Source organism: Microbacterium pseudoresistens, assembly GCF_013409745.1.
Taxonomy (GTDB): Bacteria; Actinomycetota; Actinomycetes; order Actinomycetales; family Microbacteriaceae; genus Microbacterium; species Microbacterium pseudoresistens.
The window spans coordinates 2,364,793-2,389,117 of record NZ_JACCBH010000001.1; the positions used below are offsets into that span (position 1 = coordinate 2,364,793).

The 24,325-nt window shown below is 69.7% G+C and carries 26 protein-coding genes; 20 read left to right on the plus strand and 6 right to left on the minus strand.

Annotated elements, in window-relative coordinates:
• Window positions 1-5 precede the first annotated feature (5 nt).
• Complete coding sequence (locus BKA02_RS11615) at window positions 6-455, minus strand: DUF4190 domain-containing protein (protein ID WP_179434214.1); 450 nt, start codon at window positions 453-455, stop codon at window positions 6-8.
• Between the two features lie 106 nt (window positions 456-561).
• Here BKA02_RS11615 and BKA02_RS11620 point away from each other — a divergent pair, with 106 nt between their 5' ends.
• Window positions 562-1,299: a class I SAM-dependent methyltransferase gene (locus BKA02_RS11620; protein WP_179434216.1), complete on the plus strand. Its 738-nt coding sequence runs from the start codon at window positions 562-564 to the stop codon at window positions 1,297-1,299.
• Here BKA02_RS11620 and map read toward each other — a convergent pair whose 3' ends face one another.
• Complete coding sequence (gene map, locus BKA02_RS11625) at window positions 1,300-2,082, minus strand: type I methionyl aminopeptidase (protein WP_179434218.1); 783 nt, start codon at window positions 2,080-2,082, stop codon at window positions 1,300-1,302.
• 99 nt (window positions 2,083-2,181) lie between these two features.
• Between map and BKA02_RS11630 the strand changes: the two genes are divergently transcribed.
• The 9 genes from BKA02_RS11630 to BKA02_RS11670 all read left to right on the plus strand — a co-directional run bounded on the left by BKA02_RS11630 (window position 2,182) and on the right by BKA02_RS11670 (window position 9,291).
• Window positions 2,182-2,688 (plus strand): MFS transporter permease, encoded by a 507-nt coding sequence (locus BKA02_RS11630; RefSeq protein WP_179434220.1) that lies wholly within the window; start codon window positions 2,182-2,184, stop codon window positions 2,686-2,688.
• A 186-nt stretch (window positions 2,689-2,874) separates the two neighbouring features.
• A complete protein-coding gene (gene rplS, locus BKA02_RS11635) occupies window positions 2,875-3,222 on the plus strand; it encodes a 50S ribosomal protein L19 (protein WP_179434222.1) in 348 nt (115 codons plus the stop codon).
• 116 nt (window positions 3,223-3,338) lie between these two features.
• Entirely contained in the window at window positions 3,339-4,103 is a 765-nt protein-coding gene (gene lepB, locus BKA02_RS11640) for a signal peptidase I (RefSeq protein ID WP_179434224.1), read from the plus strand.
• Complete coding sequence (locus tag BKA02_RS11645) at window positions 4,100-4,759, plus strand: ribonuclease HII (RefSeq protein WP_179434226.1); 660 nt, start codon at window positions 4,100-4,102, stop codon at window positions 4,757-4,759. The genes lepB and BKA02_RS11645 overlap by 4 nt, the downstream gene beginning before the upstream one ends.
• Window positions 4,760-4,812: 53 nt before the next feature.
• Window positions 4,813-5,139 carry a DUF2469 family protein gene (locus tag BKA02_RS11650; protein WP_179434228.1) on the plus strand — a complete coding sequence of 109 codons (327 nt, stop codon included), beginning with the start codon at window positions 4,813-4,815 and terminating at the stop codon, window positions 5,137-5,139.
• A 99-nt stretch (window positions 5,140-5,238) separates the two neighbouring features.
• Window positions 5,239-5,601, plus strand: coding sequence for a YraN family protein (locus BKA02_RS11655; RefSeq protein ID WP_179434230.1), 363 nt, complete (start codon window positions 5,239-5,241; stop codon window positions 5,599-5,601).
• Window positions 5,598-7,127, plus strand: a complete 1,530-nt coding sequence (locus BKA02_RS11660; protein ID WP_179434232.1) for a YifB family Mg chelatase-like AAA ATPase — start codon at window positions 5,598-5,600, stop codon at window positions 7,125-7,127. The genes BKA02_RS11655 and BKA02_RS11660 overlap by 4 nt, the downstream gene beginning before the upstream one ends.
• Window positions 7,124-8,329 carry a DNA-processing protein DprA gene (gene dprA / locus BKA02_RS11665; protein WP_179434234.1) on the plus strand — a complete coding sequence of 402 codons (1,206 nt, stop codon included), beginning with the start codon at window positions 7,124-7,126 and terminating at the stop codon, window positions 8,327-8,329. Before BKA02_RS11660 ends, dprA begins: the two co-directional genes overlap by 4 nt.
• Before the next feature lie 59 nt (window positions 8,330-8,388).
• Window positions 8,389-9,291 carry a tyrosine-type recombinase/integrase gene (locus BKA02_RS11670; RefSeq protein ID WP_179434236.1) on the plus strand — a complete coding sequence of 301 codons (903 nt, stop codon included), beginning with the start codon at window positions 8,389-8,391 and terminating at the stop codon, window positions 9,289-9,291.
• 18 nt (window positions 9,292-9,309) lie between these two features.
• Here the strand turns inward: BKA02_RS11670 and BKA02_RS11675 are convergent, their stop codons facing one another.
• Window positions 9,310-9,852 (minus strand): murein hydrolase activator EnvC family protein, encoded by a 543-nt coding sequence (locus BKA02_RS11675; protein WP_179434238.1) that lies wholly within the window; start codon window positions 9,850-9,852, stop codon window positions 9,310-9,312.
• 306 nt (window positions 9,853-10,158) lie between these two features.
• On the opposite strand from BKA02_RS11675, the gene rpsB reads away from it, so the two are divergent.
• The 8 genes from rpsB (at window position 10,159) to BKA02_RS11715 (ending at window position 15,993) form a co-directional block, all read left to right on the plus strand.
• Window positions 10,159-11,073, plus strand: coding sequence for a 30S ribosomal protein S2 (rpsB, locus tag BKA02_RS11680; RefSeq protein ID WP_179434240.1), 915 nt, complete (start codon window positions 10,159-10,161; stop codon window positions 11,071-11,073).
• Between the two features lie 45 nt (window positions 11,074-11,118).
• Window positions 11,119-11,946 carry a translation elongation factor Ts gene (gene tsf / locus BKA02_RS11685; RefSeq protein WP_179434242.1) on the plus strand — a complete coding sequence of 276 codons (828 nt, stop codon included), beginning with the start codon at window positions 11,119-11,121 and terminating at the stop codon, window positions 11,944-11,946.
• A gap of 89 nt (window positions 11,947-12,035) precedes the next feature.
• Window positions 12,036-12,752 (plus strand): UMP kinase, encoded by a 717-nt coding sequence (gene pyrH / locus BKA02_RS11690; protein ID WP_179434244.1) that lies wholly within the window; start codon window positions 12,036-12,038, stop codon window positions 12,750-12,752.
• Window positions 12,753-12,834: 82 nt separating this feature from the next.
• Window positions 12,835-13,389 carry a ribosome recycling factor gene (gene frr, locus BKA02_RS11695; protein ID WP_179434246.1) on the plus strand — a complete coding sequence of 185 codons (555 nt, stop codon included), beginning with the start codon at window positions 12,835-12,837 and terminating at the stop codon, window positions 13,387-13,389.
• 7 nt (window positions 13,390-13,396) lie between these two features.
• The gene (locus BKA02_RS11700; RefSeq protein ID WP_179434248.1) at window positions 13,397-14,386 is read left to right on the plus strand and encodes a phosphatidate cytidylyltransferase; all 990 of its coding nucleotides are present in this window, start codon (window positions 13,397-13,399) and stop codon (window positions 14,384-14,386) included.
• A 2-nt stretch (window positions 14,387-14,388) separates the two neighbouring features.
• On the plus strand, window positions 14,389-14,949 hold the full coding sequence (locus BKA02_RS11705) for a DivIVA domain-containing protein (protein WP_179434250.1): 561 nt from the start codon (window positions 14,389-14,391) through the stop codon (window positions 14,947-14,949).
• A 48-nt stretch (window positions 14,950-14,997) separates the two neighbouring features.
• Complete coding sequence (locus BKA02_RS11710; protein WP_343045401.1) at window positions 14,998-15,696, plus strand: aggregation-promoting factor C-terminal-like domain-containing protein; 699 nt, start codon at window positions 14,998-15,000, stop codon at window positions 15,694-15,696.
• Between the two features lie 12 nt (window positions 15,697-15,708).
• Window positions 15,709-15,993 (plus strand): hypothetical protein, encoded by a 285-nt coding sequence (locus BKA02_RS11715; protein ID WP_179434252.1) that lies wholly within the window; start codon window positions 15,709-15,711, stop codon window positions 15,991-15,993.
• Window positions 15,994-16,002: 9 nt separating this feature from the next.
• Here the strand turns inward: BKA02_RS11715 and BKA02_RS11720 are convergent, their stop codons facing one another.
• A complete protein-coding gene (locus BKA02_RS11720) occupies window positions 16,003-17,067 on the minus strand; it encodes an AI-2E family transporter (protein ID WP_179434254.1) in 1,065 nt (354 codons plus the stop codon).
• Window positions 17,068-17,233: 166 nt separating this feature from the next.
• Between BKA02_RS11720 and BKA02_RS11725 the strand changes: the two genes are divergently transcribed.
• Together BKA02_RS11725 and BKA02_RS11730 are read left to right on the plus strand one after the other, a co-directional pair.
• Complete coding sequence (locus BKA02_RS11725) at window positions 17,234-19,093, plus strand: DUF8094 domain-containing protein (RefSeq protein WP_179434256.1); 1,860 nt, start codon at window positions 17,234-17,236, stop codon at window positions 19,091-19,093.
• Complete coding sequence (locus tag BKA02_RS11730; RefSeq protein WP_179434258.1) at window positions 19,090-20,043, plus strand: tetratricopeptide repeat protein; 954 nt, start codon at window positions 19,090-19,092, stop codon at window positions 20,041-20,043. The genes BKA02_RS11725 and BKA02_RS11730 overlap by 4 nt, the downstream gene beginning before the upstream one ends.
• A gap of 14 nt (window positions 20,044-20,057) precedes the next feature.
• On the opposite strand, the gene glgB is transcribed toward BKA02_RS11730, so the two are convergent.
• Both glgB and BKA02_RS11740 read right to left on the minus strand, forming a co-directional pair.
• Window positions 20,058-22,247 (minus strand): 1,4-alpha-glucan branching protein GlgB, encoded by a 2,190-nt coding sequence (gene glgB / locus BKA02_RS11735; RefSeq protein WP_179434261.1) that lies wholly within the window; start codon window positions 22,245-22,247, stop codon window positions 20,058-20,060.
• Window positions 22,244-24,322 (minus strand): maltotransferase domain-containing protein, encoded by a 2,079-nt coding sequence (locus BKA02_RS11740; RefSeq protein ID WP_179434263.1) that lies wholly within the window; start codon window positions 24,320-24,322, stop codon window positions 22,244-22,246. Before BKA02_RS11740 ends, glgB begins: the two co-directional genes overlap by 4 nt.
• Window positions 24,323-24,325: the final 3 nt, after the last annotated feature.

The window sequence follows — 24,325 nt, forward strand, 5'->3', positions numbered from 1 at the left end:
GCGGATCAGCCGCAGGTGTAGGTCACGCCGTTGACGTCCCACACGCCGGGTCCGAGTTCAGCGCACGTGGCGGCGAGCCCGGCGATGGCGAACCCGATCGCGACGATGCCGACGATCCACGCGAGCGTGAGCAGCGCACCGATGATGATTCCGGCGATGGCGAGCCCGCGAGGCGCGTTCGCCTTCTTGAGCTTGACGAAGGCGACGATGCTGAGGATCAACCCCACGATGGGGACGATGATCGCGAGGACGAAACCGGCGATCGCCATCCCGCTGCCCGGCGCCGACGGTGCGGCCGCCTGCTCGGGGGCCGGATAGGCGGGGTGCTGATGCGGCGGATACTGCGGGGCGGCGATGCCCTGTGTTCCGGCGTCGACCGGGTGAGGACTGCTCACATCGGACGGCGGGACGGCCGGGCCGACGGAGTCCGGGCCGGGCTGCTCGGGAATGGTCATGGTTCCCTCCTCGTCATGCGTTGGCCCGATTCTAGAGATGCACGCCCGACAGCGCTACGCCTGTCGTCGCGCCGGCTCGACGACAGGCCGCTGGTAGCGTGGAGCGATGGCGGATCAGACGCTCGCTCAGTCGTTCCAGAAGGCGGGTGACGATTACGACCGGTTCCGCCCGGGGTTTCCCGAGGCTGCCGCGGACGAGGTGCTCCCGACAGCGGTGACGGCGGCGCTCGACCTCGGTGCGGGCACGGGAAAGTTCACCGAACGGCTGATCTCGCGGGCGTCTCGGGTGATCGCGGTGGAGCCCTCCGAGCAGATGCTCGCGGTGCTGCGCGCGAAGCTGCCCGACGTGGAGGCGCATCGCGGCACGGCCGAACGGATACCGGTGCCGGATGGGTCGGTCGATGCGGTGACGGTGGCGCAGGCGTTTCACTGGTTCGATCGCGACGCGGCCTGCGCCGAGATCCGTCGTGTCCTCGTCTCCGGGGGAACGCTCGGGCTGCTGTGGAACCATTCCGACCCGGGCTGTGCGTGGGATCGCGCCTGCACACGGGTCGCGCACCCCGGGCTCACCGACGGCCTGACGGCCGAGGATTCGGTGACCGCCGCGCTGCCGGGCTTCCACGAGGTGCGCTTCGTGCAGGTGCCGTGGCGGGAGCGGATCAGCCGGGCTGACTACATCCGGCGCTGGCTGACGGTGAGTTCTTTTCTCGCCGCATCCGTCGACGAGCGTGCGGACATGGTCGCGGAGGTCGAGCGGATCCTCGATGAGGACCACGAAACCGCCGGGCAGGCCGAATTCGACCTGCCGCAGCTCACCGACGTATACGTCTACCGAGCGAGCTGATCAGTCGACGCCGAGGAACGAGCGGTCGGTGAGGATGATGGGGCCGTCGTCGGTCACCGCGACGGTGTGCTCCGAGTGCGAGCCGCGCGATCCATCGGCGCTGCGCAGCGTCCAGCCGTCGGGGTCGGTGACGAGTTCATCGGTCGTGGCGAGAAACCACGGCTCGAGCGCGAACACGAGGCCGGCGCGCAGCGGAAAGCCGCGGCCGGGGCGGCCGTCGTTGGGAACGTGCGGATCCCCGTGCATGATGCGGCCGACGCCGTGGCCGCCGAAGTCGGTGTTGATCGAGTAGCCCTCGCCGTGCGCGACGGCGGCGATGACCGCCGAGATGTCGCCGATGCGGTTGCCGACCGTGGCGGCGCCGATGGCCGCATCCAGAGCGCGCTCGGTGGTGCCGATGAGGCGCAGGTCTTCGTCGCGCGGCGTGCCGACGACGAAGGAGACCGCCGAGTCGGCGACCCAGCCGTCGACGGACACGGCGAAGTCGAGAGACACGAGGTCGCCGTCGCGCAGCGCGTAGTCGTGGGGGAGGCCGTGCAGCACCGCGTCGTTGACGGAGGTGCAGATGACCTTGCCGAACGGGCCGTTGCCGAACGAGGGCGCGTAGTCGATGTAGCAGGACTCCGCCCCCGCCTTGCGGATGAGCTCGTGGGCGCGCTTGTCGATCGACAGGAGGTTGGTGCCGACAGCCGTCTCGTCGCGGAGCGTCGCCAGCGTCTCCGCCACGAAGCGTCCGGCGGCGCGCATCTCGTCGATCTCGGCGGGCGTGCGCAGTTCGATCATGGGAGTCCTCTCGTTCCCTCCCATTCTTCCGCACCGAACGATGCAAAGCTCACAGCGAAAGACGGGCCGCGGACGCGCTCTGCGCAATACGATCGGAGCATGTGGTTGCGGCGCGCGTTCTTCGGATGGCTCATCCCCTCGGCGTTCGTGCTGCCGTTGTGGCTGCTCATCGGCTGGGGCGTGTTCCAGGCGGGCGGATGGGCGTTCCTCTGGGTGCTCTTCATCGCCGTGCCCTCGGTGCTGCTCGGACAGCTCCTGCTCACCCTGCTCGTGCGGTCGCGGCCCACGGTGCGCACAGCGCGCGTCGTCTCCTGGTGGGACGTGCTGGGTTTCACGGTGTGGCACGGGCTCACCATCGCCGTCGGATTCTTCCTCCGCGACGCCTTCGGCTGGTTGCTGGCGGGCGCAATCGTCGCGTTCCTCGCCCTGTTCTGGCTCTCGCTGTGGCAGCTGTGGAACGAGTCCGGCCGCTCGCGCGGCCTCGGCATCCGCATCGGGCGCCCCGTGAGGGGAGACCCCGCCGACCGCGCATCCCGTGAGCGGGTGCGGCCGTCGGCGTCGGGGTCGGATGTCTTCGTGATCAGGGAGACCGACCGCGACGGCTGAACGCTGGCATGCCGGCGCCGCGCACCGTTTTGGTCGGCGGTCGCATCCGTGGCAGAATGGGCGTTTGTGCCGTGACCCGGCTCTGCCCCAGGGGAGCCCGCGGACGCCTCGTGCGCCGTTCGACACACCACCATCCTCATCCCTTCCATTGCATCCGACCTGAGGCGAGTGCAGAGAGAGACGATCATGCAGATCCTCGACGCCGTCGATGCGGCTTCGCTCCGCAGCGACATCCCCGACTTCCGCCCCGGTGACACCGTCAAGGTGCACGTGAACATCACCGAGGGCAGCCGTTCGCGCGTCCAGGTCTTCCAGGGCCTCGTCCTCGGCCGCCAGGGCGACGGTGTGCGCGAGACCTTCACCGTCCGCAAGATCAGCTTCCAGGTGGGCGTCGAGCGCACCTTCCCGGTGCACTCCCCGGTGATCGACCACATCGAGGTCGTCACCCGCGGTGACGTGCGTCGCGCCAAGCTGTACTACCTGCGCAAGCTGCGCGGCAAGAAGGCCAAGATCAAGGAGAAGCGCGACAACTGACGCGCCGACTCCAGAGCACCCCGGGACACAGTGTCCCGGGGTGCTCTGTTTCTGCGCGCATGTGGAAAGCTGGACGAGTCGTCACGAGGCGACCGTTCCCCTCGTGAAGGAAGTCGATGAGCGATCAGAGCGCGGCGGCAACGCCTTCGCGACGCGACCTGCGCGAACAGCGCTCGCCGAAGCGCGGCGTCCTGTCGTTCCTCCGCGACGTGCTCGTCATCCTGCTCGTCGCCGTGCTGGTGTCGTTCCTCGTGAAGACGTTCATCGTGCGCAGCTTCTACATCCCGTCGAGCTCGATGGAGAACACGCTCCTCATCAAGGACCGCATCCTCGTCGACGAGCTCACACCCCGATGGGACGGCTATCACCACGGCGACGTCGTGGTCTTCAGGGATCCGGGGGGCTGGCTGCCGATCAGCCCAGAAGGCCCGCCGCGTTCGCCGCTCCTCGAGGCGGGGGAATGGCTGCTGACCATCGTCGGCATCGCCGCGCCCGATTCGGACGATCACCTCGTCAAGCGGCTCATCGGGATGCCGGGAGACCATGTGCAGTGCTGCAACTCACTCGGTCAGATCACGGTGAACGGCTCGCCCATCGACGAGTCCTCGTACCTGAAGCTGCCCCAGGGCGACTCGGTCGCGTCGGGCGTCGAGTTCGACGTCACCGTTCCCGAGGGGACGGTGTGGGTGCTCGGCGACAACCGGAATCGCTCGCAGGACTCCCGCTACCATCAGGACGAGCCCGGGCAGGGATTCGTGCCGATCGAGAACATCGTCGGCAGGGCGTTCGTCATCACCTGGCCGTTCGACCGATTCGGGTTGATCGACGGACATCGCAATGTCTTCACCGGCGTCGAGCGCGAACGGGATGACGCGGAATGAGCGTCGTCGCCCCGCGACTCGTGTTCGAACGGCGCGCTCTGCGCGAGCACGAGTACATCGTCGCCCTCGACGAGGTCGGCCGAGGGGCTCTCGCCGGTCCGGTCGCGGTCGGCGCGGCGGTGATCGACGCCCGGTGCGCGAGGCGCCGGATACCGGAAGGGCTGCGCGATTCCAAGCTGGTGCCCGAGACGCGCCGCCCGGCCGTGGCGCAGCGCGCGGCGGACTGGGTGCTCTCCAGCGCCGTCGGCTGGGCCGCGAACTCCGAGATCGACGAGGTGGGTATCATGCGCGCGCTCGGGCTCGCCGCCTCGCGCGCGGTGCTCGCCGCATGCACGGAGCAGGTGGACCCCGCCGATGCGCTCGTCGTGCTCGACGGCAACCACGACTACCTCTCGGCGGTGCATCCCGGCCGGATCACCGTGCAGACGGTGATCAAGGGCGACCGCGACTGCGCATCGGTCTCGGCCGCCTCGGTGATCGCGAAGGTCGCCCGCGACGAGCTGATGGTGCGCCTGCATCCCGATCACCCGCACTACCGCTGGGAGCGCAACAAGGGCTACGCGAGCGCCGAGCATCGTGAGGCGATCCGCACGCACGGACTCAGCCCCCTGCACCGCGCGTCGTGGGCGATCGCCGATGCGCCCACGCTGTTCTGATCGCCGGGAGCCGGGTGTGGCACGCATGCCGGTGCTCGTAGGATGGAAGCACCATGGATGAGGATGCCTTCGACGATTACGACCGCGAGCTCGAGCTCGCGCTGTACCGCGAGTACCGCGACGTCGTCTCGCAGTTCCAGTACGTGATCGAGACCGAGCGCCGCTTCTACCTCGCCAACGACGTCAACGTCGTGCGTCAGGACACCGAGAACGACTTCTACTTCGAGGTCTCGATGAGCGACGTCTGGGTCTGGGACATCTATCGTGCCGACCGCTTCGTCAAGGCAGTGCGCGTGCTGACGTTCAAGGACGTTAACATCGAGGAGCTTTCGCGGCGCGAGTTCGAACTGCCGCAGGAGCTCTCGCTCGACGGGGAGTGACGCGGGCGGTTCTCCTCCCCAGCGGGTCTTTCCGACGGGTTCTCCTCCGAAAGCGCAAAACGCCGCTTCCGCGTCGGCGGGCCCGGCCAGGCTGGCCGCATGGCAGCGAAGGACGACTTGGGTCGCGCGGGCGAGGACCGCGCCGCCGCACATCTGACAGACAGCGGATACCGCATCCTGGAGCGCAACTGGAGATGCGAACTCGGTGAGCTCGACATCGTCGCAGCGCACGACGGGCATCTCTCCTTCATCGAGGTGAAGACGCGCAGTTCACTGGGGTGCGGGCATCCGTTCGAGGCGATCGACGAGCGCAAGCGACGACGGCTCTGGCGCCTCGCGCACGCCTGGATCCGCTCTCATCCGATGAGCGCTCGTGGCCTGCGGATGCGTCTGGAGGCGATCGGGATCACCGGTCCGGATCCCGCTACCGGGCGGCTCGAGCATCTGGCGGACCTGCGATGACCTCCCGCACCTGGGCGGTGGCCCTCACCGGGATCGCGGGGCACATGGTCGAGGTCGAAGCCGACCTCACCGCGCACACCCCGGCATTCGAGTTGATCGGAATGGCCGATCGGGCCCTGGGCGAAGCCGTGCGACGTGTGCGCAACGCGTGCAGCAACAGTGGCTTCGAGCTGTCTCCGCGACGACTGACTGTCAACCTGTCACCAGCGAGCCTGCCCAAGACCGGTTCGGCGTTCGATCTGGCCATCGCCGTGGCGGTGGCGGCGACCGAGACCCCGATGGACGAGGAGTCGCTTGCGCGCACGGTGCATCTGGGCGAGTTGGGGCTCGACGGTCGGCTGCGCCCCGTCCCTGGAGTGCTCCCCGCACTGCACGCCGCGCGGCGGGCAGGATTCCGGCGAGCCGTGGTGCCGTTCGCGAATCGGGCTGAGGCGGAACTCGTGCCCGGCCTCGAGGTCCATGCGCTGGGCACGCTCGCCCAGGTGGCGCTGCTGCACGGCGCCGAGCTCGACGACCTGCCCGATGTGGAACCGATCCCCGCGCCACCCGCGGTCGCACGCGCCGCCGTCGAACCGGAGCTGCAGGATGTCGTAGGCCAGGACGACGCGGTGGAGGCGCTCATCGTCGCGGCCGCAGGAGGGCACCACATGCTGCTGAGCGGGCCGCCCGGTGCGGGCAAGACGATGCTGGCGCGCCGGCTTCCGGGGCTGCTCCCCGACCTCGACGACGACGCTGCGCTCGAGGTCGCCTCGGTGGCCTCCTTGACGGGACGAGCGGTGCACGCGCTCGACCGGAGACCGCCGTTCGTGGCTCCTCATCACAGCGCGTCCCTGGCCGCTTTGATCGGCGGAGGGTCACGGCAGGTGCGTCCGGGCGCGATCGTCTGCGCGCACGCCGGACTGATGTTTCTCGACGAGGCGGCCGAGGCGCCGCGAGCGGTGCTGGATGCGCTGCGTCAGCCGCTGGAGTCGGGCTCGATCGAGATCGACCGGGCGGAGTTCACCGCCCGATTCCCGGCGCGATTCCAGCTCGTGCTCGCCACGAATCCGTGCCCGTGCGGCTCGTACGGAGTCGTGGGGGAGGACTGCATCTGCCCGCCCGCGGCGATCCGCCGGTATGCGGCACGGCTGTCCGGACCCCTGCGGGATCGCATCGACGTGGAGCTGCACGTGCGCCGGGTGGCGGCGGCCGTCGTCGCCGAGCACGAGCGCGGCGCCGTGTCGACGGCCCAGGCGAGAGAGCGGGTCGTCGGTGCGCGAGAACGCGCGGCGCATCGCTGGCGCGGCACACCGTGGCGTATCAACGCCCAGGTTCCCGGCGACTGGTTGCGCAGTGGCGGCCATCGGTTGGCGATGCAATCGCGGGCTCCGCTGGATCGTGCGCTGCAGCGCGGCCAGCTGACCCTGCGCGGATACGACCGTGTGCTGCGCCTGGCATGGTCGGTCGCCGATCTCGACGGCGCAGATCGGCCGACGCTCGATCATGTCGGTCGTGCGCTGTACCTCAAGCGAGGGTGGGCGGCATGAGCGGCGCGAGCGAGCACAGCGCCCCCGTCGCGGAGGTGCTCGGCGACGCTGCGCTGGGCGCCGCTGAGGCGCTGCGCCCCGATCGTGACCCGCGGGAGGTTGCGGCGCGCGTGGCGTGGAACGTGATCACCGAGCCCGGTGACGGCGTCGCCGGTGCGTTGACGAACGCCCTCGGCCCGGAAGACGCGCTCGACGAAGTGTTCGGGGCAGGCACGCGCGTGCGGGACGCATCCGAGGGAGAGAGGCGCCCGGCGGCACGTGCACTGCGCGGCGCTCGCGCGCGATGGTCGTCGCGCTGGGACCAGAAGCTCGTCGTCTCCGCCCTGCACTCTGCACAGACTCTGGGCGTGCGGTTGCTGCTCCCTGATGATCCGGACTGGCCGACGCCGCTGGACGACCTCGACGCGCACGCACCGCAGGCGCTGTGGGTGCGCGGCGACATCGGGCTGCTGCACGGCACTGCCGCGGCGATCGTCGGGGCGCGGGCTGCCACTCCGTACGGCGAGCACGTCGCCGGCGAGATGGCCGGAGAGCTGGCAGAGCTCGGCGTCTGCGTCGTCTCGGGCGGGGCGTACGGGATCGACGGAGCCGCCCACCGCGCAGCGCTCAGGTCGGACGGAGGGACGGTCGCCTTCCTGGCCGGCGGGGTCGACAGGGCCTATCCCGCCGGTCATGCGCAGCTGCTGGGTCGCATCGCCACCTCGGGCGCCGTGCTCAGCGAGATCCCCTGCGGCGGGGCGCCCACCAAATGGCGCTTCCTCGCAAGGAACCGGCTCATCGGGGCGGCCTCGGGCGCCACGGTCGTCGTGGAGGCCGGGGCGCGCAGCGGATCGCTGAACACGGCGGGTCATGCTGCGGCGCTGGGGCGTCCCCTCGGCGCCGTCCCGGGGCCGGTGACGAGCGCTGCCTCTGCCGGATGCCACCGCTTGCTGCGGGAGTACGACGCGCGTTGCGTGACGTCGGCATCCGACGTGCGCGAGCTGCTCGGCGTCGAGGAGGCGACGATGGTCGGCATTCCTCGCGAGGATCCGGCCATGATCCGGCTGGCCGATGCGCTGAGCCCCCGTTCGGCCCGAAGCATCGATGATCTCGCGCGTCGGTCGGGTCTCGCGGTCGAGCGGATCGGAGCGCTGCTCGGCATCCTCGAACTCGACGGCGGCGTGACCCGAGCGGGAGCAGGGTGGCGGCGCGCCGACGCCTGAGCGGTCACGCCCGCGGCGGGTCGGGGCCCGTCGCGGGCGTTCCGGGGCATTCTGGAATCGTGCGACTCACGGATGCGGCAGACGACTTCGCCTGGCACCTGTCACGGGTGCGGCGGCTGTCGGAGGCGACGGTGCGGGCCTACCGCGGCGATCTCGCCGACCTCGCCGCGATCGCCGCCGACCCAGAGCTCGACGAGATCGACCTGGAGACCCTGCGCGATTGGCTGTGGCGAGCCACCGGCCGCGGGGACGCCCGCTCGACCCTGGCCCGGCGCACGGCGGCTGCGCGGTCGTTCTTCGCCTGGGCCCTCGAGGACGGCAGGATCGACACCGACCCCGCCCTCCGGCTGGTGGCGCCCAAGCGGGCTCGGACGCTTCCGGTCGTCGCCTCGGCCGAGGCGCTGGGCGAGGTGCTCGACGCGCTGCGTCAGGCGGCTGCGGAGGGCGATCCGATCCTGTTGCGCGACAGCGCGATCCTCGAGCTCCTGTACGGCACAGCCATGCGCGTCTCCGAGCTGTGCGGGCTCGATGTCGACGACGTCGATCTGGACCGCGGCACCGCCCGAGTGCTCGGCAAGGGGTCGAAGGAGCGCGTCGTGCCGTTCGGCGCTCCCGCGCGCGACGCCGTCGCGGCCTACCTGCGCCGGGGCAGACCCGCTCTGCTCGCACGAGGCGACAAACCGTCGGCGCGGCTGTTCCGTGGCGTTCGCGGGGGAGAGCTGGGCCCTCGCGCCGTGTACGACCTCGTCGCGCGGGTGCTCGGCCCGATCGTCGGCTCCGAGACAGCGGGCCCGCATGCGCTGCGGCACTCCGCCGCCACGCACCTGCTCGATGGAGGCGCGGATCTGCGCGCGGTGCAGGAGATCCTCGGGCACGCGAGTCTGGGCACCACTCAGATCTACACACACGTGTCGGCCGAGCGTCTCGCCGCCAGCTATCGGCTGGCGCACCCGCGCGCCTGACCCGACTCGGGCGGATGCTCAGCAACCCGATGCCCCGCACGGGATGAGCACCGCGCGCGGTACGCGTCCGAACATGAGCATCGGGTTGAGGTAGACGTCGTTCCACCGCACGCCGATGTGCAGGGCGCCCCGCGCGGCATGACCGCCGACGGACAGGGTGCCTATCGCCTCGCCCTGCGCCACGACGGTTCCCGGAGTCAACTCGCTCTGCACGGGCTCGAGAGTGGAGACGTTTCCGCCGCCGTGGTCGATCGTGATCAGCGGGCGGTCGACGACGGTGCCGCGGAAGGCCACCACGCCCGCCGCGGGCGCGCGCACGACATCGTCGGCCGCGATGTCGATGCCGCGATGCCCAGGGCCGTAGGCGTGTGCGGGGGCGCGGAACGGCTCGACGACGGTGCGACCGCCGGCAACGGGCCACAGCCACGTTCCCGCACCGGGCGGATCGGCGGCTGCCTCAGCACGGCTCGGCAACACGAGGAGCACCGCGGCGATGAGAGCGCAGAGGGTCAGGAGGGTGATCCGCACGCGTCGCGTCGGGGCGGAGGGAGAGGACGACATGGCTCCACGGTGCCCCTCGCCGGCGAACGGATGGGGCACGTGTGCGCGAATCGTGGAGAATCCGCGGAATCGCGCCGGTGGGGAGGGAAAGCGCGATACGCGGATCCGCCCCTCGACTGGTATGCTGGCAGGGCATCCCGAGTGATCGGGGTGACTACGCGTGCCCACAGCGTTCAACGTGGCGATTCACTCCGACGGTCCTTCTGACGAAGGCGGGGTGTGCGCCGGGCACCAGGACGACCGATCGACCGATCGGCGTGACAACCGGAAATGGCGCCCTCGCGCGCCGAGAACAGGAGAACGGCCATGGCCGTCGTCACCATTCGCCAGCTGCTCGACAGCGGCGTCCACTTCGGACACCAGACCCGCCGGTGGAACCCGAAGGTGAAGCGCTTCATCCTCACCGAGCGCAGCGGTATCCACATCATCGACCTGCAGCAGTCGCTGGCCTACATCGACAGCGCCTACGACTTCGTCAAGGAGACCGTCGCCCGCGGTGGCACCGTCCTCTTCGTCGGCACCAAGAAGCAGGCGCAGGAGATCCTCGCCGAGCAGGCCACCCGCGTGGGCCAGCCCTTCGTGAACCAGCGCTGGCTCGGCGGTCTGCTCACCAACTTCTCGACCATCGCCAAGCGCCTGGCCCGCATGAAGGAGCTCGAGGAGCTCGACTACGAGAACCCGGCCGCCTCCGGCTTCACGAAGAAGGAGCTGCTGCTCAAGAAGCGCGAGCTGGACAAGCTGCACAAGTCGCTGGGCGGCATCCGCAACCTCTCCAAGACGCCGTCGGCCCTGTGGGTCATCGACGCCAAGCGCGAGCACCTCGCGATCGACGAGGCCAAGAAGCTCGGCATCCCGGTGATCGGCATCCTCGACACGAACGCCGACCCGGATGACTTCCAGTACCCGATCCCCGGCAACGACGACGCGATCCGCTCCGTCTCGCTGCTGACCCGCATCATCGCCGACGCCGCCGCCGAGGGCCTGCAGCAGAAGCACAACCCGGAGTCGGGCGAGGCCGAGCCGCTTGCCGAGTGGGAGCAGGAGCTCCTCGAGGGCGGCGCGACCGAGACCCCGGTCGTCGAGGGCGCCGCCGAGGTCGCGACCGAAGCGGCTGAGACGCCTGCCGACGAGGCCGGCGAGAAGGCCGACGACGAGGCGATCGCCGCCGCTGCGGACGAGACGCTCGCCGAGGTGGCCGCCGCCGAGGCGACCGACAAGTAATCCCGCGCACAACGCGTCCACACACGATTCAAGGAGCCACCACACATGGCCAACTTCACCATCGCCGACATCAAGGCGCTGCGTGAGCAGCTCGGAACGGGAATGGTCGACACCAAGAAGGCGCTCGAGGAGGCCGACGGAGACGTCGCGAAGGCCACCGAGATCCTGCGTCTGAAGGGTGCCAAGGGCAACGCCAAGCGCGCCGACCGCTCCACCAGCGAGGGTCTCGTCGTCGCCCGTCAGGGCGAGGGCGCCGTCACCCTCGTCGAGCTCGTCTGCGAGACCGACTTCGTCGCGAAGAACGAGCGCTTCATCGCGCTGGCCGAGAAGGTCGCCGATGTCGCCGCGTCGATCTCCGCAGACGGCGTCGACGCCGTGCTCGCCGCCTCGGCGGGCGACCAGACCGTCGAGCAGCTCGTCTCGGATGAGGCCGCGATCATCGGCGAGAAGGTCGAGCTGCGCCGCGTGCGCACCGTCAAGGGCGAGAAGACCGAGGTCTACCTGCACCGCACGAGCAAGGACCTGCCGCCGCAGATCGGCGTCGTCGTCGCCTACACGGGTGACGACGCGGAGACCGCGCGCAGCATCGCCCAGCACATCTCGTTCGCCAACCCGTCGTACCTCGCCCGCGAGGACGTGCCGGCGGCAGACGTCGAGAAGGAGCGCGAGATCGTCACCGAGATCTCCCGCAACGAGGGCAAGCCCGAGGCCGCCCTGCCGAAGATCGTCGAGGGCCGCGTGTCCGCGTTCTTCAAGCAGGTCGCCCTGCTCGAGCAGGACTACGCCAAGGACAACAAGCTGTCCGTCGGCCAGGTCGCGAAGGACGCCGGTATCACGGTGACCGACTTCGCGCGGTTCAAGGTCGGCGCGTAAGCGCAGCGAAGGGGTTCGGATCTGCACTGATCCGAACCCCTTCTTCATGCCCTGCGCAGGGTAGTTTGATCACGGACGAGAGGAACCCCATGACCGAGAGAACCGGACGCCGTCGCGTCGTGCTGAAGCTGTCGGGCGAAGCCTTCGGCGGCGGACAGCTCGGGGTCAATCCCGACGTCGTCGGCCAGATCGCCCGCGAGATCGCCGCGGCGACCGCCGAGGTCGAGATCGCCGTCGTCGTCGGCGGAGGCAACTTCTTCCGCGGCGCGGAGCTGAGCCAGCGCGGCATGGATCGCGGACGCGCGGACTACATGGGCATGCTCGGCACGGTCATGAACGCCCTCGCTCTGCAGGACTTCCTCGAGCAGGCGGGAGCCGAGCCGCGCGTGCAGTCGGCGATCGCGATGACGCAGGTCGCCGAGCCGTACATCCCGCTGCGTGCCGAGCGCCACATGGAGAAGGGCCGCGTCGTGATCTTCGGCGCGGGCGCCGGGCTGCCGTACTTCTCCACCGACACGGTCGCCGCCCAGCGTGCCCTGGAGATCCGCGCCACCGAGGTGCTCGTCGCCAAGAACGGTGTGGATGCGATCTACACCGCCGACCCCAACAAAGACACCTCGGCGACCCGTATCGACCGCGTCACGTATCGGGAGGCGCTGCAGAAGGGACTCAAGGTCGTCGACTCGACGGCGTTCAGCCTCTGCATGGACAACGGGATGGACATGCGGGTGTTCGGCATGGAGCCCGCGGGCAACATCACCCGGGCCCTTCTGGGCGAGACCATCGGCACGCTCGTGACCTCGTGATCCGCACCCCGGGCGAGCGCCCGGGGCCGCACAAACCGTCCTGGCTAGACTGGGAACAACACCTGAACGAATAGGAGCACCCGTGATCGCGGACGTTCTCGCCGACACCACTTCCCGCATGCAGCGCGCCGTGGAGGCCGCCAAAGAGGACTTCGCGACCGTGCGCACAGGGCGCGCCAATCCGCAGCTGTTCCAGAAGCTTCTCGTGGACTACTACGGCTCGCCCACCCCGCTGGCCCAGCTCGCCTCGCTCGCGAATCCCGAGGCACGCACCCTGCTGATCACCCCTTACGACAAGGGCGCGCTCAAGGACATCGAGCAGGCGGTGCGCGACATGCCGAACCTGGGCGCCAACCCCTCCAACGACGGCAACATCATCCGCGTCACGATGCCAGAGCTCACCGCCGAGCGCCGCAAGGAGTACGTCAAGCTCGTCAAGTCGAAGGGCGAAGACGCGAAGGTGCACGTGCGCGGCATCCGGCGCAAGGCGAAGGACGAGCTCGATGCGCTCAAGGCGGAGCTCGGCGAAGACGATGTCGCCCGCGGGGAGAAGGAGCTGGATGCCCTCACCCGTCAGCACGTCGATCTCGTCGACGAGGCCGTGAAGCGCAAAGAGGCCGAACTGCTCGAGGTGTGAGGCGCGCATGACGAAGGAGCCGGGTGAACGGCCCTCGGGGCCGGAGAGCACGTCGCTCCAGGAGCAGTGGAAGGCGGCGCGCAGCGAGGTGCGCACGCACGTCGAGCACGCTCGCGGGCAGCTGGACCAGGCGAACGAGCGGATCAAGGAGCGCACGGGGCGCGACCTGATCATCGCGATCGTGATCGGTGTGGCGATCGGCGTCGCACTTGTGGCCTCTCTCGTGTTCGTGAAGTGGGCATTCGTGATCTTCGCGGTCGCGGCCGCGGTTCTCGGCATCTTCGAGCTGGTGCTCGCCCTGCGCGTGGGCGGCCGGCGGATCGACCTGTGGCCGCAGCTCGTCGTGGGGGTCGCGCTCGTCGCCGCCGGGTACTTCGCGGAGCCCTGGCTGTGCTGGGTCATGCTCTTCGTCGCGGTCGCCGTGGTCGTGGTCTGGCGTTTCGTGGCGCAGATGGTCGCCCGTGACGGCAGGCGGTACGGCGATGTGCTCGCCGACGCCATGGCATCCGGCTTCGTGCAGGTGTACGTGCCCTTCCTCGCCGCGACCGCACTGTTGCTGCTGCGCCAGGAGCGCGGCGAATGGTGGGTGCTCTCCTTCGTCGTCGTCGTCGTCGCCGCCGACACCTGCGCCTACGCCGCGGGCCTCCTGTTCGGCCGCGGCGGCCGGCATCCGATGGCCCCGCGCATCAGTCCGAAGAAGACCTGGGAGGGTTTCGCCGGCGGCGTGGTGGGATCGCTCCTGGCCGGCCTTTTCCTCGGAATGTACGTGCTCCAGGTGCCGTGGTGGGCAGGGCTGATCTTCGGCGCCGTCCTGGTCGCCTCCGCCACGCTCGGCGACCTCGGAGAATCCATGCTCAAACGCGACCTCGGCATCAAGGACATGAGCTCCTGGCTGCCCGGGCACGGCGGCCTGCTCGATCGGCTCGACAGCATCCTGCCCTCCGCGGTCCTCGCCCTCGCCCTGTTCCACCTCCTCAGCCCCCTGGCGGTATCGTGACCATGACCGAGACAGCTCCGACCTCGACGCCGTTCGCCGTGACCACGGGCCGCGAGAAGGGGTATCAGCGCGCCGCGGTCGATACTTTCCTCGATCGCGCCAAGCAGGCCTTCGAAGCCGGGTCGGACGTTCTCGATGCCGACGCGGTGCGCTCCGCGTCGTTCCCGCTCGTGCGCGGCGGCTATCGTGTGGCCGAGGTGGATGCGGCCCTCGCCCGGGTGGAAGACGCCTTCGCCCAGCGCGCACGAGTCAGTGCGCTGTCGCAGCAGGGCGCGCGGTCGTGGGTGCGCCGGGCGCGCGAAGACGCCCAGGTCATCCTCGATCATCTCGATCGGCCGGCCGGCCATCGGTTCGCTCGCACGGGCCTGCTCACGTTCGGATACCGCATCGACGAGGTCGATCACGTCGCCGATCGCATCGCGCGCTATCTGCGCGATGGAGACACGCTCTCGGCCGATCAGGTCCGCCAGACCGCGTTCCGCATGCAGCGCAGGGGATACCGCGAGGAGCAGGTGGATGCGCTGCTCGACGCGACCATCGCGGTTCTGCTCGCGGTCCGCTGAGCATTCTCATGGCGAACTCAGCATGCTGTCGCTAAACTGGGCGGCACTGTGGCTTCCGATAACGATCTGACACCCGACAACGATCCGGTCTCGACTCCTGGTGCCGTCTCCGGCGCGGTCGAGTCCTCTTCGCGTCGCGCGTCGCGCACTTCGTCGCCGCGTCGCCGCGTTGTCTCAGCGATCGTCGCGGGGTGCGCCGTCGTCGGCTTCGCGGCTGCGATCCTCGCACCGGCGGGGCTGTCGATGGTCGACCCGCAGCAGGCCGTGGCCGCCCAGAGCGTGTACTCGCTCGCGGCCGATCAGGCGCAGAACATCACCGTGCAGGTGCACGGCGCCACGGCGGCGCCTGCAGATCGCGACGGTTTCGAGGTATACGTGACGCCGACGCCGACGCCCGAGCCGGAGCCCGCCTCGGGCGGAGGCTCCGGGGGTGGTGGCGGAGGTGCGGGTCCGGTCTATTACACCGGCGGAGGAGCTCCCGCGGAGTGGATGGCCGCGGCGGGCATCGCCGAGTCCGACTGGGGCTACGTCGACTACGTCGTCAGCCGCGAGAGCGGGTGGAACCCGAACGCGACGAACAGCTCGTCGGGCGCGTGCGGGCTTGTGCAGGCGCTGCCGTGCTCCAAGGTTCCCGGAAACGGGTACGACCCCGTCGACAACCTCCGATGGGCGAACGGCTACGCCACCGGGCGCTACGGCAGCTGGGCGGGCGCGTACCAGTTCTGGGTGAACAACCACTGGTGGTGAGCGCTCGCTGTCATGCCCCGCTCGCACCGACGCCGACCTGAACGCCCGCACGACGACTCCCTCGACCGCCTGATCGCAGGCTGGAAGCGGGTCGAGACCCGCCGCGGCGGGGAATGGTACGTGCAGCCCCTCTCGGCCGCTCGGGCCCAGAAGGAGTACCGCTGCCCCGGGTGCAGCCGCACCATCCGGCCCGGAACCGCGCATGTGGTCACGTGGCGCGCCGACGGCGTGCTCGGCGATGCGGCCGACCTCGCGGCCCGCCGGCACTGGCACAGCGCCTGCTGGTCGCGCCCTTAGCGCGCGCCGCTACCTCTCGTTCATCCGGGGTATCAGCACCTGACGATAGATGATGAGGATGCTCGCGGCCACCGGAATGGCGATGAGCGCGCCCAGCAGGCCCAGCAGCGACCCGCCGGCCAGCGCCGCGATCACGACGACGGCAGCCGGGACGGAGACCGCGCGATTCATCACGCGCGGCGAGATGATGTAGGCCTCGACTTGCATGTAGATGAGGTAGTAGATCGCGGCGATGATGGCCGTCATGGGATACGGCAGCCCGCCCAGGCCGGGGATGAGGCAGACGAGCACGATGATCGTCGAGCCGGTCAGGGTCCCCACCAGGGGGATGAGCGAGAAGAAGAATGCGATCACGGCGAGCACGGCGGGGAACGGTGCCCGCACGATCGAGAGGAACACCGCACTGAGCACGCCGTTGATGATCCCCATCGTCACCTGCCCCATGACGTAGTAGCCGACCGATGCCGTGATCTGCTCGGCCAGGTCGACGAAGCGGGGCCGCTTGGATGCCGGCACCAGCTGGTACACCGAGGCCTTGAGCGAGGGGACGGCGGCCGTGAAGTAGATCGTGAGGATGAGCACGATGAAGGCGCCGGCAAGCCCCGTGACGATCGAGGTGCCGACGGCGACGACGCCCTCGGTGATGGATCCCCAGTTGTCGAGCAGCCAGGTGGAGGCATTGGTCATCAGGTCGTCGAGGAAGCTGGGCTGCAGGCCCGGGAAGACCGAAAGGATCCAGTCCTTGACGTCATCCAGCGCCGTGCTCTGCAAGAAGTACGAGATCCTGCGCACGAGCTGACTGATCTGGTCGATGAGGATCGGCAGCACCATCAGCACGATTCCCGCGAACACACCCAGCACGGCGAGGATCGTGATGAGCACCGCTGCCCACCGCGGCACCCGATGGCGAGTGAGGAAGGTGATCGCGGGATCGAGGCCGAGGCTGAGGAACAGCGCCGTGCCGACGTAGAGCAGGATCGTCGACAAGGTCTGCACGCTGTTGATCAGCATGATTCCGAGCCCCACGCCGAGCGTGGCCACCAGCGCGGTGCGGAAGGGGTTGTGCAGCTTCATGCGCCTCCTCGATCTCGAGGTCAGCGTAGTCGTGCCCGCCGGAGGAACCGCGCCGCACCGCGGGAGGACACTCATGCTCGTGGCAGACTTCCAGGTGCTTTCGCTAGTCTGAAATGTCGAGCGAGGTTCCGCGGCGTGCGCCCGCGGTTCGCGGAGGAGACTTTTCGTGCGTTTTGTATGGGCCGTTCTGGCCTTCGTGCTGGCGGCGGTCCTGGTCGGGGCCGGTATCGCGCAGCGGACCATCTTCCTCGGCCCGAAGAACGTGAAGACCGAGGTGTCGGTCGACGAACCGCAGCGGTACACGCTGATCGACAGCGCCGTGCTGCGCTCGCACACCGGTGAGCAGACCCTCGTGGTGCACGGCGACGGCACGCTGTTCGCCGCGCAGGCGCGTACGGCTGATCTCGAGAGCTGGCTTGCGGACGTGCCCTACAACCGCGTGTCACTGGACGACACCGGTGCCGTTGTCACCGAGGCCGTCGAGCCGCCGAAGGAAGTGACCGAGCCCGTCGAGGGCGACCAGACCGGCGATCCCGCGGCCGCCGATGCTGGCGCGCCTGAAGACGGCGGGCGCAATCCCGCCGGATCCGATCTGTGGCTCGATGAGATGAGCGACGAGACGGCGCTGATCGATCGCATGCAGGTGCCCGAGGGCGTGAGCGTGCTGATCGCATCCGACGGCGTCGCCGACGCGCCGAGCGACGTCGTCGTGTCGTGGCCGTTGCCGACGGCGACGCCGTGGGCCGGCCCGCTCATGGTCGCAGGCGGCGTGTTCCTGCTGGCCGGGCTCGTGCTGTACGTGCTCGCGGTGCGCCACTCCCGACGCGGCCGCGGCCCTCGCCGCAAGAGCCCGCCGCCTCTGCCCACCGAGCCGATCGAGGTCGCCCGGCGCACGGGGGCGATCGAGGTCGGATCCGAGACGACGGCTCCCGAGGGGCCGCGCCGCGCGGAGTCCCGGGCGCACCGTCGCCCGTGGCGCGCCTTGATGGTCATCCCCGCGGTCGGCGTGTCGGCGGCGTTGCTGTCGGGCTGCTCTCCGGATGCCTGGCCGCAGGCCGAGCCGACGGCGACGCCGACGCCCACCGCGACGGCCACGCCCGATCCCACGCAGCAGATGCCCGCCGTCACTGGCGCGCAGGCATCCCGGATCCTGCAGAATCTCTCGAAGACGCTGGCGACAGCGGATGAGACGCTCGACGGCGAACTCGCCGGCACGCGGCTCACGGGTGCGGCGCTGGCCGAGCGCACCACGGCGTACGCGGCCCGTGCCGCGGTGGCCGATTACGGTCTGCCCGCGACCATCCCCGCCGACGACATCCGCATCCTCGTGCCGCAGGCGTACGACGACTGGCCCCGCACGACCCTCATGCTCGTTGAGCACGGGACAGACCAGACCGTGGCGCCGCTCATCCTGACCATGACGCAGGACGACCCGTGGTCGAACTACAAGGTCTCCTACGTCGCCGAGATGCAGGCCTCCGCCGAGTTGCCTGATATGGCGCCGGAGTGGCTCGGGGCAAAGCTCACGCCGCCGGACTCTCCCTTCCTCGAGATCGCGCCGGACGCGATCGGCGAGGCATTCGCCGATGTCATCGACGCCGGTGATCAGAGCGCATCGTCCGGGCTGTTCGATCAGCGCGCGCAGGACTTCGCGCAGTCGGTCGTCGACAGCAGGGCGGCGCTCGTGCAGAAGCTCGCCGATGCCGGGGCGAGCGAGACCTCGGCCTACAGCTTCGACGCGATCCCCGGCGGCGACGCGCCCGTGGCGATCTCATCGATCGACAGCGGCTCGATCGTCGCTGTCACCATCAAGGATGCGCAGACGATCGCCCCGACCCAGGAGGGCGTGGACATCCGTCCCAACGCCGTCGCGAAGGCGCTGACGGGAACGGAATCGTCGACCACGGGCTACGTGACGACGTACAGCATGCAGCTGTTCTTCTCGGTGCCGGCCCAGGGGGCGACCGAGCCCATCGCCCTGCTCGCCGCATCTCAGCATCTGCTCTCCGTGGAGGCCATCCCATGACCGATATCAGTCCCGCCGCACTCCGCGGCGCCGTCGACCTGTCATCTCTGCGCAATCGCCCCGCCGCGCCCGCCGCCGGAGCGGCCGCGCCCGCCGGTGAGCCCGGCGCGGGCAGCGGCGGCGGTCTCGTGTTCGACGTCACCGATGCGACCTTCGGTCAGGTGATGGAGCTCTCGCGCACGGTTCCGGTCGTCATCGACCTGTGGGCCGAATGGTGCGGTCCGTGCAAGCAGCTGAGCCCGATCCTGGAGAAGGTCGTCACAGGGCTCGGCGGGCGGCTCGTGCTCGCCAAGGTTGACGTCGATGCCAATCCGCAGCTCGCGCAGAGCTTCCGTGCGCAGTCGATCCCGCTTGTGGTGGCCCTCGTGGCAGGTCAGCCCGTGCCCTTGTTCACGGGCGCCGTTCCCGAGGAGCAGGTTCGTCAGGTCTTCGGCCAGCTGCTCGAGCTGGCCGCGCAGCACGGCGTCACCGGAACCGTGCCGACAGGTGCGCAGGAAGACGACGCCGATCCCGCCGCCGAGCCCGAGGAGCCGTCGCTTCCGCCGCTGCATCAGGCTGCCTACGACGCGATCGAGCGGGGCGATTACACCGCGGCGATCGAGGCGTACGAGAAGGCGCTCGCAGAGAACCCCCGCGACGACGAGGCCCGGGCCGGGCTCGGGCAGGTGCGGCTGCTGCACCGCACCCAGGGCCTCGATCTCAACGAGGCGCGTGCGGCGGCCGCCGCAGCACCGACGGACGTCGACGCGCAGTTCGCCGTGGCAGATCTCGACATCGCCGGCGGTCACGTCGACGACGCGTTCACGAGGCTGCTCGACTTGTTCGCCGCCGTGGACGGCGAGGCGCGCACGGGCGTGCGCGATCGTCTCGTTGAGCTGTTCGGACTCGTCGGCGACGCAGATCCGCGAGTGGTTTCCGCACGCCGTCGCCTGGCGACGTTGCTGTTCTGACGCGAGCGCCGGCGTCAGGCGTGCGAGGGTGTCGGCATGTGCGGATCGCGCGCGTGCCGCAGCCAGAGCGTCGACAGCGCGGGCACGGTGAGCGTCGCGCGCGGGGGAGCGCCCTCGTTCTCCGTGGCGTAGACGAGGCCCAGGTTGCCGGCGCCGTGCCCGCCGAACTCAGCCGCATCGGTGTTCAGCACCTCGTTCCATGCTCCCGCACGCGGCAGGTCGAGGATGAGCCCGGTGCGCGTGGTGCCGGAGAAGTTGCTCACGACCGCGATGTGCCCGCTGTGCGCGTCTCGGCGCACGAAGGCGACGACGTTGGGATCCCAGTCCGGCGCGCCGATGCGGGTGAACGAGGTGCCGTCGTCGTCGCGTTCCCACAGCGGCGCCTGACCGCGGTACACCCGGTTCATGGCGCCGACGAACCCCTGCAGCTGGGCGTGCGAGGGCTGATCCAGCAGCCACCAGTCCAGACCGCGTGACTCGGACCACTCGGCGATCTGACCGAACTCCTGGCCCATGAACAGGAGGTTCTTACCCGGATGCCCCCACATGTAGGCGAGGTAGCCGCGTACGTTGGCGAGCTTGGCGGCGTGATCGCCGGGCATCTTCGACAGCAGGCTGCCCTTGCCGTGCACGACCTCGTCATGACTGATCGGCAGCACGTAGTTCTCGCCGAACGAGTACACGAAAGAGAACGTCATCTCGCCCTGATGGTGCGAGCGGTGGATGGGATCGCGCTGCATGTACACGAGCGAGTCGTTCATCCAGCCCATGTTCCACTTGAAGCCGAAGCCGAGACCGGCCCGATCGGTGGGCGCCGTGACCCCGGGGAAGCTCGTGGACTCCTCGGCGAACATGAGTACGCCCGGATGCGCACGATAGGCAGTGGCGTTGACCTCCTGCAGGAAGCGGATGGCCTCGAGGTTCTCCCTCCCGCCGTGGACGTTGGGCTCCCACTCGCCGTCGCCGCGAGAGTAGTCGAGGTAGAGCATCGAGGCGACAGCGTCGACGCGCAGGCCGTCGGCGTGGAACTCCTCGAGCCAGTACAGCGCGTTGGCGACGAGGAAGTTGCGCACCTCGTTGCGGCCGTAGTCGAAGATGTACGTGCCCCAGTCGCGGTGCTCGCCGCGCCGAGGATCGGGGTGCTCGTACAGCGGACGGCCGTCGAATCGGGCCAGGGCGAACGCGTCTTTGGGGAAGTGCCCCGGCACCCAGTCGAGGATCACGCCGATGCCGGCCTGGTGCAGCCGGTCGATGAGGTAGCGCAGGTCGTCGGGCGAGCCGAAGCGATGCGTCGGCGCGTAGTATCCGGTGACCTGGTAGCCCCAGGAGCCGCCGAACGGATGCTCGGCGACAGGCATGAACTCCACGTGCGTGAAGCCGGTCTGCGCGATGTGCCCGATGAGCTCGTCGGCGAGCTCGCGGTACCCCAGCCCCGGGCGCCACGAGCCGAGATGCACCTCGTAAACCGATAGCGGCTGGGCGACGGCGTGCGTGGCTGCGCGCCGGGTCATCCAGGCCCCGTCGTTCCACGTGTGGGCTGAGCTGGTCACGATCGACGCGGTGGCCGGAGGCACCTCGGCGAGGCGCGCCATCGGGTCGGCCTTCAGGATCCAGTCGCCGGAGGGGGTGAGGATCTCGTACTTGTACCGGGTGCCGGTGTCGACCTCGGGGATGAACAGCTCCCACACCCCGCTCGCGCCCATCGACCGCATGGCGTGCAGCCTGCCGTCCCACCCGTTGTGGTCGCCCACGACCCGTACGGCCCGTGCATTCGGCGCCCACACGGCGAAGGCGGTGCCTGGGTCGCCCTCGAACAGCCGGTGCTGGGAGCCGAGCACCTCCCACAGCCGTTCGTGGCGGCCCTCGGCGATCAGGTGCAGATCGAGCTCGCCGAGCGTGGGGGAGTGGCGGTACGGGTCGGCCGCGGTCCAGTTCGGCGCATCCGCATACGTCGCGGCGATGCGGTACGGACCCATCTCGTGGCGCACCGTGCCTTCCCAGACGCCCGAGGCGACGTGCATGAGCGGCACCTCTCCGCCGTCGGTGAGCAGCGCCGTGACGGTCTCGGCGAGCGGGCGCAGCGCGCGCACCACCGTGACGGGGTGGCCGGTGTCGTCGACAGAGGGATGCGCGCCGAGGATGCTGTGCGGATCGTGATGCTCCCCGGCGGCGACGGCGTCGAGCACGGCGGTTTCGGTGATCATGATCGCTCCTTGACTTGCAGGATGTGGATCGGCTCGGTGAACGCGTCCAGGCGCACGTAGGCGTGATCCGTCCATCGCCATGCCGCGCCGGTGATGAGATCCTCCACCTCGAAGGCGTCGCCGGGCTCGACGCCCCACACCCGGGTGTCGAGGTGCACCGTGGTCTCGCGCACCGAGTGCGGATCGACGTTCACGACGACGATGATCGTGTCGTCGCGGCCCGTGCCGGTGAAGGCGGCGTCGAGGTGCTTGGAGTACACCAGCACCGCCTCGTCGTCGCTCCAGTGCACGCGGAGGTTGCGCAACTGGCGCAGCGCCGGATGCGCCCGCCGGATCTCGTTGAGCCGGCGCAGGAACGGCGCGAGCGAGTCGCCGGCGGCCTCCGCCGCATCCCAGTCGCGCAGCTTGTACTCGTACTTCTCGTTGTCGATGTTCTCTTCGGAGCCCGGCCGCGCGACGTTCTCGAAGAGCTCGAAGCCGGCATAGACGCCGTACGTCGGTGCGGCGGTCGCGGCGATCGCGGCGCGGATGCGGTACGCGGCGCGCCCGCCGAACTGCAGATACTCGGTGAGGATGTCGGGAGTATTGACGAAGAGATTGGGGCGCAGGAAGTCGGCGGTGTCCTCGGCGAGCGCCGTGAGGAACTCCTCGAGCTCGGCCTTCGTGTTGCGCCAAGTGAAGTACGTGTAGCTCTGCTGGAACCCGGCGGCGGCCAGGCCGCGGAGCGGAGCGGGACGGGTGAAGGCCTCTGCGAGGAAGACGATGTCGGGATGCGCGGCGTTCACCGTGCGGATCAGCCACTCCCAGAACCGCAGCGGCTTGGTGTGCGGGTTGTCGACGCGGAAGATCCGCACGCCCTGGGTGATCCAGTGCTCCACGACCCGCAGCACTTCGGCGTACAGCCCGTTCGCGTCGTCGTCGAAGTTCAGCGGGTAGATGTCCTGGTACTTCTTCGGCGGGTTCTCGGCGTAGGCGATCGTGCCGTCGGGCAGGCGGGTGAACCACTCCGGATGCGCCGTGACCCACGGATGGTCGGGGGATGCCTGGAGGGCGAGGTCGAGCGCGACCTCGAGCCCCGCCTCGTTCGCCTTCTTCACGAAGCGGCGGAAAGCCGCGAGAGTGCCGAGATCGGGGTGCACGGCGTCGTGGCCGCCCTCTGCGGCGCCCACGGCCCATGGCGAGCCGGGGTCGGCGGGACCGGCGACGAGGGTGTTGTTCGGGCCTTTGCGGTGCGTGCGGCCGATGGGGTGGATCGGCGGCAGGTACAGCACGTCGAATCCCATGCCCGCGACGCCGGCGAGACGGGCCTCGGCGGTGCGGAACGTGCCGCTCACGATGGTGCCGTCGGCGCGCTTCTTCGCACCCTCGGAGCGGGGGAAGAATTCGTACCAGGCGCCGACGCCGGCCCGTTCGCGTTCCACGAGGATGCTCTGCCACGCGGTTGCGGAGTGCAGACTCGCCAGGGGACGCTCGGCGAACACGGGGGCGAGCTCGTCCGTTTCGGCGAGGATCGCGTCTGCGGCGACGTCGTCGGCGGAGAGGGTGGCGGATGCCGCGGCCAGTCGTCGTCGCTGTGCCGCCGGGCGATCCTTCTCGGCTGCTGCACGAGCCATGAGCTCGGCGCCGAGCATCCGCACGAGGTCGGTATCGATACCCGCGGCGAGCTTAACCTCCGCGACGTGCGCCCAGGTGGCGAAGTCGTCGGCGAAGGCCTCGAACCGGTATTCCCAGCGGCCCTGCGCATCCAGGGCGATGGGCGTCTGCCAGCGGTCGGTGCCGTCGTCCATCGGATCGAGGCGATGCAGGCTCTCCACGCCATCGGGATCCCGCAGTCTCAGCCGCACGCCGATCGAGTCATGCCCCTCGCGGAATGCGACGACCCGGAACGGCACCACCTCGCCCGCGAACGCCGACGGCGCGAACCCTCCGGGGGCGGCGGGGCGCGGGTCGGACAGTGGGATGCGGGCGGTGAGACCGGCCGGATCCGGGGTGTTCGGCGTCTTCGGCCACCGGCGCAGCGGAACCTGCGAGATGCCGCGCAGGTTCGCGGGACGACGGGTGCTGCGTGAGGCCATGCC

Bases quoted from the DNA above. Each gene is read 5' to 3' on its own strand.
- dprA (WP_179434234.1), top strand. From the start codon at position 7,124: ATGAGCGGCGCGAGCGAGCACAGCGCCCCCGTCGCGGAGGTGCTCGGC.
- BKA02_RS11715 (WP_179434252.1), top strand. From the start codon at position 15,709: ATGCCCCGCTCGCACCGACGCCGACCTGAACGCCCGCACGACGACTCC.
- BKA02_RS11655 (WP_179434230.1), top strand. From the start codon at position 5,239: ATGGCAGCGAAGGACGACTTGGGTCGCGCGGGCGAGGACCGCGCCGCC.
- map (WP_179434218.1), bottom strand. From the start codon at position 2,082: ATGATCGAACTGCGCACGCCCGCCGAGATCGACGAGATGCGCGCCGCC.
- glgB (WP_179434261.1), bottom strand. From the start codon at position 22,247: ATGATCACCGAAACCGCCGTGCTCGACGCCGTCGCCGCCGGGGAGCAT.
- BKA02_RS11660 (WP_179434232.1), top strand. From the start codon at position 5,598: ATGACCTCCCGCACCTGGGCGGTGGCCCTCACCGGGATCGCGGGGCAC.
- rplS (WP_179434222.1), top strand. From the start codon at position 2,875: ATGCAGATCCTCGACGCCGTCGATGCGGCTTCGCTCCGCAGCGACATC.
- BKA02_RS11720 (WP_179434254.1), bottom strand. From the start codon at position 17,067: ATGAAGCTGCACAACCCCTTCCGCACCGCGCTGGTGGCCACGCTCGGC.
- BKA02_RS11650 (WP_179434228.1), top strand. From the start codon at position 4,813: ATGGATGAGGATGCCTTCGACGATTACGACCGCGAGCTCGAGCTCGCG.
- BKA02_RS11740 (WP_179434263.1), bottom strand. From the start codon at position 24,322: ATGGCCTCACGCAGCACCCGTCGTCCCGCGAACCTGCGCGGCATCTCG.
- BKA02_RS11630 (WP_179434220.1), top strand. From the start codon at position 2,182: ATGTGGTTGCGGCGCGCGTTCTTCGGATGGCTCATCCCCTCGGCGTTC.
- BKA02_RS11675 (WP_179434238.1), bottom strand. From the start codon at position 9,852: ATGTCGTCCTCTCCCTCCGCCCCGACGCGACGCGTGCGGATCACCCTC.
- BKA02_RS11705 (WP_179434250.1), top strand. From the start codon at position 14,389: ATGACCGAGACAGCTCCGACCTCGACGCCGTTCGCCGTGACCACGGGC.
- BKA02_RS11620 (WP_179434216.1), top strand. From the start codon at position 562: ATGGCGGATCAGACGCTCGCTCAGTCGTTCCAGAAGGCGGGTGACGAT.
- lepB (WP_179434224.1), top strand. From the start codon at position 3,339: ATGAGCGATCAGAGCGCGGCGGCAACGCCTTCGCGACGCGACCTGCGC.
- BKA02_RS11730 (WP_179434258.1), top strand. From the start codon at position 19,090: ATGACCGATATCAGTCCCGCCGCACTCCGCGGCGCCGTCGACCTGTCA.
- BKA02_RS11615 (WP_179434214.1), bottom strand. From the start codon at position 455: ATGACCATTCCCGAGCAGCCCGGCCCGGACTCCGTCGGCCCGGCCGTC.
- pyrH (WP_179434244.1), top strand. From the start codon at position 12,036: ATGACCGAGAGAACCGGACGCCGTCGCGTCGTGCTGAAGCTGTCGGGC.
- BKA02_RS11645 (WP_179434226.1), top strand. From the start codon at position 4,100: ATGAGCGTCGTCGCCCCGCGACTCGTGTTCGAACGGCGCGCTCTGCGC.
- tsf (WP_179434242.1), top strand. From the start codon at position 11,119: ATGGCCAACTTCACCATCGCCGACATCAAGGCGCTGCGTGAGCAGCTC.
- BKA02_RS11700 (WP_179434248.1), top strand. From the start codon at position 13,397: ATGACGAAGGAGCCGGGTGAACGGCCCTCGGGGCCGGAGAGCACGTCG.
- rpsB (WP_179434240.1), top strand. From the start codon at position 10,159: ATGGCCGTCGTCACCATTCGCCAGCTGCTCGACAGCGGCGTCCACTTC.